Origin of the sequence: Gemmatimonas sp. (genome assembly GCF_046594945.1) — a bacterium.
Taxonomy (GTDB): Bacteria; Gemmatimonadota; Gemmatimonadetes; order Gemmatimonadales; family Gemmatimonadaceae; genus Gemmatimonas.
In genome coordinates, this window is record NZ_JBKJRB010000117.1 from 1 (window position 1) to 10,471 (window position 10,471).

The 10,471-nt window shown below is 64.8% G+C and carries 13 protein-coding genes, 3 tRNA genes and 1 pseudogene; 2 read left to right on the forward strand and 15 right to left on the reverse strand.

Features of this window, described 5'->3' with window-relative positions:
- The first annotated feature begins 271 nt into the window (after positions 1-271).
- On the forward strand, positions 272-475 hold the full coding sequence (locus ACLL97_RS14265) for a hypothetical protein (RefSeq protein ID WP_411281147.1): 204 nt from the start codon (positions 272-274) through the stop codon (positions 473-475).
- Positions 476-732: 257 nt separating this feature from the next.
- On the opposite strand, the gene ACLL97_RS14270 is transcribed toward ACLL97_RS14265, so the two are convergent.
- From ACLL97_RS14270 to ACLL97_RS14315, 10 genes are all read right to left on the reverse strand, one after another.
- A tRNA-Lys gene (locus tag ACLL97_RS14270) sits at positions 733-804 on the reverse strand.
- Between the two features lie 37 nt (positions 805-841).
- Positions 842-915: transfer RNA gene (locus tag ACLL97_RS14275), tRNA-Arg, on the reverse strand.
- A gap of 89 nt (positions 916-1,004) precedes the next feature.
- Positions 1,005-1,078: transfer RNA gene (locus ACLL97_RS14280), tRNA-Pro, on the reverse strand.
- Between the two features lie 113 nt (positions 1,079-1,191).
- Entirely contained in the window at positions 1,192-1,908 is a 717-nt protein-coding gene (locus tag ACLL97_RS14285) for a non-canonical purine NTP pyrophosphatase (RefSeq protein WP_411281148.1), read from the reverse strand.
- Positions 1,905-2,639: a ribonuclease PH gene (rph, locus tag ACLL97_RS14290; RefSeq protein ID WP_411281159.1), complete on the reverse strand. Its 735-nt coding sequence runs from the start codon at positions 2,637-2,639 to the stop codon at positions 1,905-1,907. Before rph ends, ACLL97_RS14285 begins: the two co-directional genes overlap by 4 nt.
- Before the next feature lie 43 nt (positions 2,640-2,682).
- Positions 2,683-3,129, reverse strand: coding sequence for a D-glycero-beta-D-manno-heptose 1-phosphate adenylyltransferase (rfaE2, locus tag ACLL97_RS14295; protein ID WP_411281149.1), 447 nt, complete (start codon positions 3,127-3,129; stop codon positions 2,683-2,685).
- A 35-nt stretch (positions 3,130-3,164) separates the two neighbouring features.
- A complete protein-coding gene (gene lptE, locus ACLL97_RS14300) occupies positions 3,165-3,695 on the reverse strand; it encodes an LPS assembly lipoprotein LptE (protein ID WP_411281150.1) in 531 nt (176 codons plus the stop codon).
- Entirely contained in the window at positions 3,670-4,326 is a 657-nt protein-coding gene (locus ACLL97_RS14305; RefSeq protein WP_411281151.1) for a hypothetical protein, read from the reverse strand. Before ACLL97_RS14305 ends, lptE begins: the two co-directional genes overlap by 26 nt.
- An 82-nt stretch (positions 4,327-4,408) precedes the next feature.
- Positions 4,409-6,124: a peptidylprolyl isomerase gene (locus tag ACLL97_RS14310; RefSeq protein WP_411281152.1), complete on the reverse strand. Its 1,716-nt coding sequence runs from the start codon at positions 6,122-6,124 to the stop codon at positions 4,409-4,411.
- A gap of 142 nt (positions 6,125-6,266) precedes the next feature.
- Positions 6,267-6,713, reverse strand: a complete 447-nt coding sequence (locus ACLL97_RS14315; protein ID WP_411281153.1) for an acyl-CoA thioesterase — start codon at positions 6,711-6,713, stop codon at positions 6,267-6,269.
- A gap of 110 nt (positions 6,714-6,823) precedes the next feature.
- Between ACLL97_RS14315 and ACLL97_RS14320 the strand changes: the two genes are divergently transcribed.
- Positions 6,824-7,627, forward strand: a complete 804-nt coding sequence (locus ACLL97_RS14320) for a UDP-2,3-diacylglucosamine diphosphatase (RefSeq protein ID WP_411281154.1) — start codon at positions 6,824-6,826, stop codon at positions 7,625-7,627.
- Here ACLL97_RS14320 and murI read toward each other — a convergent pair.
- The 5 genes and pseudogenes from murI to ACLL97_RS14345 form a co-directional block, all read right to left on the reverse strand.
- Positions 7,541-8,362 carry a glutamate racemase gene (murI, locus tag ACLL97_RS14325; RefSeq protein WP_411281155.1) on the reverse strand — a complete coding sequence of 274 codons (822 nt, stop codon included), beginning with the start codon at positions 8,360-8,362 and terminating at the stop codon, positions 7,541-7,543. The two genes, ACLL97_RS14320 and murI, sit on opposite strands and share 87 nt — an antisense overlap.
- Before the next feature lie 5 nt (positions 8,363-8,367).
- Positions 8,368-8,976 (reverse strand): hypothetical protein, encoded by a 609-nt coding sequence (locus tag ACLL97_RS14330; RefSeq protein WP_411281156.1) that lies wholly within the window; start codon positions 8,974-8,976, stop codon positions 8,368-8,370.
- 14 nt (positions 8,977-8,990) lie between these two features.
- Complete coding sequence (locus ACLL97_RS14335) at positions 8,991-9,380, reverse strand: RidA family protein (protein WP_411281157.1); 390 nt, start codon at positions 9,378-9,380, stop codon at positions 8,991-8,993.
- Between the two features lie 51 nt (positions 9,381-9,431).
- On the reverse strand, positions 9,432-10,223 hold the full coding sequence (locus ACLL97_RS14340; RefSeq protein WP_411281158.1) for a TatD family hydrolase: 792 nt from the start codon (positions 10,221-10,223) through the stop codon (positions 9,432-9,434).
- Positions 10,224-10,228: 5 nt separating this feature from the next.
- Positions 10,229-10,471 (reverse strand): annotated as a pseudogene (locus ACLL97_RS14345) (hypothetical protein); the annotation flags it as partial.

Genomic DNA, 10,471 nt, shown 5'->3' on the forward strand with positions numbered 1-10,471 from the left:
AACAGATTGCATATCTCGCTGCAGCCCTGAAGAAGCCGCAGGTCACTGATACCGTTCTGCACATCCATCGATCTCGAACTTCGATTGTCAAACAGCGATCCTACTTCCCTGCTATCACGTCGCAACCGCTTGCGGCTGCGTCAGTTACTCTTTTTGTAATGGCCACCGTTTAGGTGGCAGCCTCCAAACGTACCAAGCAGAACACCGAAAGTCAACCCCTTTTTCACGTCCGCATCGCGCAATCGTGTGTGCGCCGTAGCAGCAGAATCGTATGGCCTTCCTTCCAGTCACGGTCTTCAATGAACTGAACCGGTTTGCACTGCGGGGTCGCAAGTATGCGATTGCGTGGCGTATTCCGCAACCCCCAGTTTCAGCTTTTTCCGAGGCCGCTCGTCAATCCGCTACAAAAGAAAACGGCCGCGGTGAGCGGCCGTCGCAGACCGATGCCTTTCGGCATCAGGAAGGCCCGGATTGACAACCCGGCAGTATCCAGAAGAGAACTCGTGTTCGGTCGATGCAACGATGAGCGTGTACCGCACGGCTCGCTACGGAGCCTGCCAGGCGACACCACCAGCAACCAACAAACCAAGTACCAACCAGCCTGACAACGCCAGAAAAACTCGGAGAGCTCGTCCGCGTCGAACCTCGAAACGCGTTTGATTTACAAATCAAACGACTGCGACATTCCGCCTAACCCTACACCGGTTAGTGTAACACCGGCACCATCTAAAATGCACCCTCTAGGACTCGAACCTAGAACCTACTGATTAAGAGTCAGCTGCTCTACCATTGAGCTAAGAGTGCGATCCTGACCACCTTCTCGCGAACGGCACCACGGTGACGCGCCAGGAGGGACTCGAACCCCCGACCAACAGCTTAGAAGGCTGCCGCTCTATCCACCTGAGCTACTGGCGCCTGCCCTGCCGCTGGTCCCCTTGCGGAGTTCCGAACACGAATCCACGTCGGATCCGCAATACGCCAACACTTCCTTTCCTACCGTAAGATCGGGGCGGCCGGATTCGAACCGGCGACCTCCTGCTCCCAAAGCAGGCGCGATACCGGGCTACGCTACGCCCCGCTGGTCAGCGGCCGCTTATGTTAGCCTGCTGGAGCGCCGAGGTCAACGGGGGCGCGCAAATCCGTTGCCACTTCCTGCACACCGTACACCCACACGCAACGCAATGCACCAACTCAGGCCGTACGTATGACGCGCGCGAGGCGCGCGCGAACGGCCTCCTGCTGCAGCAAACTGGCAAAGGCACGACCGCGGTGACTCACGCTCGCCTTCACGTCGTGCTCCACTTCGGCGAACGTCGCACCAAGGTCGTCGGATAGGAAGTAGGGATCGTACCCGAATCCGCTCGTGCCTCGTGCACTCGACAGCAACTCGCCCGTCGTTTCCCCACGGACCACGGCCTCGCACGACGTAACGCCGTCGAGCCAAACACAGGCCGCCGCGCACACATACCTGGCTCGACGAGACATCGACGCCGTGTGCGCAGCGGCTTCGGAGAGCGCGTGTTGCAGAAACACATTGTTCGCCGCATCGAGCGACTTACCATGTAGATCGGTCCGACCGGACCAGCGCTTGCTGTGCACCCCGGGTCGACCTCCCAGCGCGTCGACGGCCAGCCCGGAGTCATCGGCCAAAACGATCGCGCCCGTGAGCCGCGCAAAGTATCGCGCCTTCGCGAGCGCGTTCTCCTCAAACGTGTCGAACATCTCAAGCGCGTCCTCGTCCGGCGATTCGGAAACACCGAGGTCAGCCAGCGTCACGACGTGGACGCCGACCGACGCCATCAACGGCACCAGTTCCGTCACCTTCCCCGCGCTGCGCGTCGCGAGCACAATGCGGGCGGGCGACGCGGCCGCGTGACCGGATGCACCCGACGTCAGCAGCGTAGTCAACGCGGCTGGGGAAAGGGCCCGCTCAGCGTGTGCTGCTGCATGGCGTCGAGCGTCTCGATGCCCCGCACGGCAATCGACAGCAGCGCATCGAGTTGTTCGCGCGCAAACGTGCCGTGCTCACCCGTACCCTGCACCTCGACGAAGCGTCCTTCACTGCTCATGACGACGTTCATGTCGACGCCGGCACGCACATCTTCCTCGTAGTCGAGGTCGAGACGCGGCCGATCGTCCACGAGTCCGATGCTGATCGCGGCCACGCGACGCCGCACGGGCGAAACCGAAATGCGGCCGGTCTGCACCATCCACGTGAACGCGTCATGCACCGCCACGCAGGCACCAGTGATTGCCGCCGTGCGCGTGCCACCATCGGCCTGCAACACATCGCAGTCCACCTTGACGGTGAACTCGCCGAATCGGAAGTCGTCGAGCATCGCCCGGACACTGCGGCCGACCAGCCGTTGAATCTCCTGCGTGCGACCGCCGATCTGCTGACGTTCACGTGACGACCGCGTCTTGGTGGCGCGCGGCAGCATCGAGTACTCGGCCGTCACCCAGCCTTCGCCCGTGCCACGGCGCCATCCCGGAACGCCCGTCTCCACCGACGCGGCACAGAGCACACGCGTCTGGCCAAACGACACCAAACAGGAACCTTCGGCATACGGCACGGCGCCGCGCTCGAGCTGCACCGGTCGCATGGCGTCGTGGGCGCGCCCCACGCGTGCAGAGAGCACTGGACGTTCGTCGTTCGTTCCATCAGATCCGTTCACGGCAGGGTCAGCCACGCAGTTTCTCGATAGTGGAAGTAGTGGAGTGTCCATCGACGAGCGGAATGACCACCACGCGTCCACCGCGAGCTGTCACGAAATCCGCGCCGACAATGGTGTCCGGCGCATAGTCGCCGCCCTTTACGATGACATCGGGCTCAATGGCCTGCACGAGATCAATCGGGGTGTCTTCGTCGAACACCACAACCGCGTCCACGGCCTCGAGCCCCGCGAGGACCACGGAGCGCTCGGCCGACGTGCGAATCGGTCGATCCGGCCCCTTGAGCCGCTTGACCGACGCGTCGCTGTTTACGCCAACGATCAACGCGGCGCCTTCGCGCCGCGCTCGGTCGAGCACGTCGACATGGCCCGGATGCAACAAGTCGAAGACGCCGTTCGTGAACACCACCGCGCCGCGCACCGTGCGTCGCCACACGGTGGCCGCCTCCAGCGTCATGACTTTAGAAGAGGGGAATCGAGGTCCATCGCGCGTCACCATTGCGATTGCACGCCTTCCACAAGATCGGAGATCAGGCTCTCGAGCGCATTCTTGCGTCCGGCCGCCTCACCACCCTCGGCGTACTGTCCCTCGCGCTGAAGCCCGTTCTTCTTGAGCAGCGTTCGTCCCGTGGTTTGATCGATGATCTCGACATCGAGAACAATCAGCAGCCGTCGCCGTGTCGAGGTGGTCTGACGACCATCCGCACTGACACCGGCCGGCAAATCGACGTCGTACTTCACGAGCGTACCGCGCACCACTAGATCAGCGCGAGCCGCGGGCGCCTCGCGTAAATTGAGGCGATCACGCAATGCCGCGCGAAGCTGTTCGAACACTTCGCGTTGGAGCTCGGGCACTGCTGTTTGATTGTCGAAGGGTTCGATCGCGACGGTCTTCAGCTGCTTCGGCAGTCCGCCGCCACCAGAGAATCCGTAACACCCTCCCAGCAGCAGCGCTCCCAGCAGCAGCGCGGGAACGCTGCGTGCGGCGCGCGTGATCCTACGGACGGCGCCAGATGGCGTCATCGAATCCCTCGACGGTCGTGGTATCGGTCACGGCAATGGCCAGACGCCGCTTGCCTCGCTCATGAACATACTGCAGTTGCCACTGTCCGTTGCCCCCACGACGTCTCGACATCCATTCGACGACCTTGCCGTCTTCAATGCGCTCGACTCTCGCTAGCGCGGTTCCGCCAAAGGCTAGCCGCCACGCCCGGCCATCCGCCCCCGACGCATCACGTCCTCGTAACACACCGAGATCGGCGCGGAGCGTGTCGCCGTCGATGCGCGCGGTCGTGTCTCGCGTGGGCGGCAGCGCCAGACGGCCCAGACTGGACCACAGTAATGGCACTGGCGGCAGTAGCCGCTTTACCAAGTCGACCCCTGGAACGGTCAGTGAGTCGCCGACGAGGATGGCGTACCCACCCGCCATTCCGTTCTTCAGGAAGAAGTCGAGTCGAGCCCGATCTGGTGCCTGCGCCCGCACCGCTCCGTCGCCGTTGGCTTCAAAGGTCTCGTCTTTGTACGTCCAAGTGAAGCGCAAGAGCTGCGCCCCGGGCGCCATTGTCGTTGGCGGCAGGACCGCGCGCGTGGGCGAGCCGACCAGCGGGCGCGCCGCGGGGGCACAGGCAACGACCAGCGTCGTGAGCGCCGCCATGACAGGGGAGCGCGTCCGGCGCCGATTCGCGTTACAAGCGTACGGAAGCATCACTGGGCGTAGAGTCGGAGCGTGGGGCAGATCACTGAATGCGGATGCGCAACATGCGATCACCTTGCACGATGCGGTCCATGACGTCGAAGCCGGTCAGTACGTGTCCGAAAACCGTATAGGCGCCATCGAGATGCGGCTGACTGGAGTGGCAGAGGTAATACTGGCTCCCGCCAGTGTCGGGTCCCGAGGTGGCAAGACCGAGGCAGCCGCGCTCATGGCGACGACGTGAGAAGCTCTCGCGGAGCGAAAAACCGGGTCCGCCACTTCCATCGCCTCGGGGATCGCCATCCTGCACCACGAAGTTGGGTACCACGCGATGAAAGACGGTGTTCCGGTAGAAGCCGTTGCTGGCGAGACGAACAAAGGCCTCGACCACCAACGGCGCTTCGCGCCCGTGGAGCTGCAGCGTGATCACCCCATGATCGGTCTCGATGATGGCCACGGGCTGCCGACTGCCGGCCGTGCCCCACTGACGGACCAGCCGCTCGTAATCGCCCAGCGGTCGCGCGACCAGCGAGTCTGGAGTCGCCGGTCGGGGCGGACGCGCCGCCGTGTCCCGGGGAGCGAGCAATCGCCGCCCGATTGCCCGGACGATCGAGTCGCGATCGGCGCTGGCCCGTTCGGCGAGTACCCGCACGCGGGGCGCGAGGCTGCCATCGATGTTGGTCGCGAGACGCTGCAGCGCCGCCGTGCGTACCCGCGCATCGGCGTCCGTGATAAAGGTCTCGGCCGTAAGCACGCGATCGGTATCACTGCCGCGCGCGCGATGCTCGAGGGCCGCCATACGATAGCGCCAATCGGCGTGCTGTTGCCAGACCGTCACTTCGGCATCGAAGATCGGCAGGGCGAGTCGGCGCGCGTGGGCGAGCATCAGGCGACGCACGGCCAGCAGCGTGTCACGCTCCCAAGCGCGACGCCACCGTCCGGCATCGCGACCGAATACGACGGCCAAACTGTCGGCGGCGACGATGCGGACGTTCGCGACCGAGTCGGCGAGTCCGATCTGCACGTCATCAAATGCCGACGCACCGAACGTGGAAACGCTGCCGGCGGCATTCGCACGTACGCGCCAGTCGACGTCACGCATGAATGCGTTCAACGCCTCGCGCGCCGGAACGGCAAGCGAATCACCCACCGTGGAGCGTGTCAGCGCGCGGGCGACGTACTGTCGGACTTCATCGTCGGCGTGCGCGCGCACGGCGAGCAGCGCGCGCACGCCGGCCGGTGCACGCAATCGTCCAACGACATACGCGGCGGCGCGCACGACTTGGGCCGCGGTATCGGCAAGCCACGGCACGACTAGGGCAATCGGCGCAGGACGCAACTTCACCGAAGCTAGCACGAGCGCGGCGCGAACTGGTGCGTTGCGCAGCGCGGCGGAGCTCGAGCGAAGTGGTGCGGCGAGTCCTTCGCCCAGTGCGACGGAGAGCACTGTGCGAGCCGGCTCGCCGATTTCGCCCAATGCCCACGCGGCTTCCCGTGCAACGGGATCGGGTGCGCCACCAATCGCCCGCGCGAGGAAGGAGACGGCCTGGGTGTCCTTCGCGACGCCGAGTGCGTAAGCCGCACTCGCCGCGATGAGGGTATCGCCATCGGTGAGCAATCGACGCAGCTGCGGGAGCCGCGCACGCATACGCAATTGGCCAATCGCCAGCGCGGTGCGGGCACGACGATCCGGATCGGCATCCACCAGCAGTGTGTCGACGAGCAGCGTATCCGCCCGACGCACATCGAGCATCAACATGAGTCGTGCATCGTGTCGAACGTCAAGTGCTGACGGAGGAGTCAGGCGCACTCCCGCGCGGCCGCCGGCGCTGGCACAACCCTCCCCCGCGATACTCACGCCGACAACGGCCATTGTCAGAAGGCGTCGTGCCGTCGCGCGATCAGCGACCATGGTCAGTCGGCATGACTGCCGCCTCGAGTATCGCCCGCATGTCGCGAGGCATCGCGGCCAAACGGCCGGACTTGTCGATAGACACCAACGCGGTCGTCGCCGAGACCAGCAACGTATCGGTGTCAGCGCGCATCACACGATACGCAAAGGTGAGCCCACGAGAGCCTGCTGCGGTGAGTCGAGTGTGCACGCGGATGGGATCGTCGTATCGGGCCGAGGCATGAAAGCGCATCGTGACGTCGGAGACAGCTAGGAGCAGACCGTCGCGTTCGAGCTCGGCGTACGACTTCCCCCGTGCGCGAATAAAGTCGGTACGGCCAAGCTCACACCACACCAGGTAATTGGCGTGGTAGACGACGCCCATCTGGTCGGTCTCCGCGTATCGCACGCGCAGTTCGGAAATGGTTTCGGACAGCATGGCAGGCAGTGGGGACACCGGCGCTGCCGGCGGAAGAGTGAGGGGGGAAGATGCCGCTGCCCACCGCGACCGCCAAGCGGCGGTCCCGTGCGTTTGTGGCCCTGTCCCCGAACGGTTAAACTGCCACCGTGCTCCACACTCCGACACTGGTCATCGGCGACGCACATCTTGGCGTCGCCTCCAAGGGCGCTGAGCGTGCCCTGCTGCGGTTGCTGCGCGACGTGCCTGCGCGCGCCCGTGCCTTAGTGATCATGGGCGACCTCTTCGATTTCTGGTTTGCGTGGCGACACGCCATGCCCCGCACCGGGTTTCGGGTGTTGGCCGCGCTCGCCGACCTCCACGACGCGGGGATTCCAGTGCTGTGGATCGGCGGGAATCATGATTGCTGGGGGGGCGATACGCTCATGGCCGAAACGGGAGCGGAGTACACCCTCCGGCCGTGGTCCGGCTCGATCGGGCCGTGGCGGGCCGAACTAGCGCACGGCGACGGGCTTCGTGACGTAGAGGACGCGCCCTATCGCCGACTCCGTCGCGTGTTGCGCCATCCAGTGGCGATCCGCGCCTTCGGCATGCTGCACCCGAATCTTGCGTCGCGCGTCGCGCTCGCCTCCTCGCATACGAGCCGGATACGGCGGGCCGGCGACGAGGGCCGCGGACTGCTGGCGGTGGGCACTCTGGCGCTCACGGCGCCGGACGGTCCGTCACTAGTCATTCACGGCCACTCGCATGTCCCGACGTTGCGTCGCGCTGGCCGCGGCTGGTACGCCAACGCCGGCGCCTGGTATCTCGATCAACAGTACCTGCTGATTGAGAGCGATCGCATTTCCCTTCGCGCGTGGCGCGACTCAGGTGAAGACGTGGTACTCCACAGCGGTGAGCGGAACGTCGAGGAATCGACCGCCGAGGGTGAGGAAGTGCTGCGGCGCATCTGACGCGACGACGCGGTGCACCGGGCCCGCATCGTGGTCGCCGACCGGATCGTGCCGCAGTCCGCGGTCGTCGAGAATGCGCTCGACTTCCGCCGCCGTTTCCTCGGCGCTGTCGATGAGCCGGACACCGGGGCCCATCTCGGCGGCTATCACCGATGACAGCAACGGATAGTGCGTGCAGCCGAGGACCAGTGTATCCACTTGTGCCTCGCGCATCGGCGACAGATAGTCGTGCGCGATGAGCCGCGTGGCGGGATGGTCGACCCATCCCTCTTCAACGAGTGGAACGAACAGCGGGCATGGGGCCGACAGCACTCGCGCGGTCGGCGCCTGCTGCTGAATGGCCCGGACGTAGGCACCTGACCCAATCGTTCCGGTCGTGCCGATGACGCCGATCGGCCCGACCGGGCTGGCGCGCACCGCGGCCCGCGCGCCCGGCTCGACCACACCGATCACGGGGACCGAAAGCGACGATTGCAGCGCCTCCAGCGCGTGCGCCGTCGCGGTGTTGCAGGCCACCACGATGCACTTCACGCCCTCCTGCACCAGCCACTGACCGATCTGTAACGCGTAACGCCGCACCGTGTCCGGACTCTTCGGACCGTAGGGGACCCGCGCCGTGTCACCGAAATAGAGCAGCGATTCCGTCGGGAGTCGGCGCATGAGGGCGTTGGCGACCGTGAGGCCGCCGAGGCCTGAATCAAACATGCCGATTGGCGCGCGACGAGACGCGTGCATGGGCATCAGAAGCGAATGGTGGCAACGAACACGGCGCCCGAGGGGCGCGGGAACGCCGACAACTCCAGTGGCACGTCCCAGAGTTGCGCCGACACGAAGGCATCAGCGCCGGCAAACAGGTGATTGAAGGCGACGACGGCAATCCAATCTTCCACGTGCAACCGCCGCGTTTTGACGAGATCGCGGGTAAAGCCATTTGTGTAGCTGCCGTTCTTGATCACCGAATCGCCGGAGACGAGATACTGATTGGGCAACGTGTCGATCTGATAGCGGCGCGCTTCACGCAAGTCCATCTGACTACGTCGCATCATGACCACGGCGGCGAGTTCGATGCTGGCGAACAGGGCGCCCGAGGTTCCGCGATCGAGACGCGACTGCCCGAAACCTGGCAGGAGCGACGAGTAGAGGAACGCCCGTTTGGGTGTGAGCGGCGGTGTGAAACGGCCGCGCTGCGCGAGCGGTAGCGCCGCGACCGGCGGCTTCGTGCCGGTCGGAGGTTTAGCCGGAGGAATAGGTTTCGCCGTCACCGAGTCGCGCTGCTGCGCCGCCAGCGGGACGCCCATCGGCGCCACCAGCGTCACCACGAACAGCGCACGTGGAATCAGACGAAGCATCCTTCTCATACTCCTCAGCGGGCGGGGAGAGCCGCAACGAGTTCGATCTCGACGCTCACATTGCGAGGAAGCCCGGCGACCGCCACGGTGGAACGAGCCGGACGGGCGTCACCCAGCACACGCGCGTACACCGTATTCATCGCCACGAAATCGTCCATGCTTTTCAGGAAGACCGTGGTCTTCACCACGTCATTCCAGGTCACGCCAGCTTCGTGGAGCACCGCCGTGAGGTTGGAGAGCACGCGCTCCGTCTGCGCGGTCACATCTCCGGTCTCGATCTCCATGGACGCCGGATCGAGCGGGATCTGGCCGGCAGTGAACAGGAATCCGTTGGCGCGAACCGCCTGCGCGTACGGTCCGATGGCCTTTGGTGCGTGGTCGGTGTGGATCGTCTCGATGGACATGTCGTTGATACGCGTAATGGTGATCAGGAATGGAAACGAAGGCGCCGCGACCTAGACGGCCAGTACGGCGTCCGGCAGGTCGAACAGGTCCTTTGTGTTGCGAAGCGTCTGCCAACCAAGCACGTCGACGTTCTGGCTCCGCACGGCGGCCAATCGCGCCAACGTGAGGCTGACGAAGGCCGATTCGTTGCGCTTCCCGCGGTGTGGCACAGGGGCAAGATAGGGCGCGTCGGACTCGACGAGCAGTCGTTGATCAGGCACCATTCGCAACAGCGCCTCATCGGTCCAGCGCTTGAATGTGATGATGCCACTGAACGAGACGTACCAGCCCACGGTCAGGGCCGCCTCGGCGAGGGCGATCGACCCCGTGTAGCAGTGGAGTACGCCGAGGACGTTGGCCGTCTCGGCACGTTTCAGGAATTCGAAGGTGTCCGCCTCGGCCTCGCGGGTGTGAAGCACGATCGGCTTCTGGAGTTCTTCGGCGAGCGCGAGCTGCCTATCGAGCGTATAAAGCTGTCGTTCGCGCGGCGAGTGATCGTACTGCGTATCGAGGCCGCACTCACCGACTGCGACCGCGCCATTGGCGACGGCATCGCGGATCGCCTTCGGATCCGTCGCATCGTCCCAAGACACCGCATCATGAGGATGGACACCGGCGGTAAAGAAGACAAAGCCGGCGTGACGTTCGGCGAGCGACTGCGCGCGGCGGGCCGTGGGCGCCGAGTCACCGATACAGACAAGGGCCCGCGCACCTGCTGCGCGGGCCCGATGGATCACCGCGTCGGCCTCTTCAGCGAACGCGGGATCGGCCAAATGTACATGACTGTCAGAGAAGACGGCCACAAACGTTACCGGGTGATGAGGCGCTCCGATTTCCGGGGCCGCGTATCGCCGGAGTTGTCGTTGCCGGCGTTGACCGCCCGGCTGGTGGAGTCGGACGTGGTGCGCGGATATTTCGACTCAATCCAGAGGAGCAACGGACCGGCAACGTAGATCGACGAGAACGTGGCCACAAAGACGCCGAACGCCATGACCCAAGCGAACGGACGGATGACCTCGCCGGCGATGAAGAGCAACGCCAGCGTGGAAGC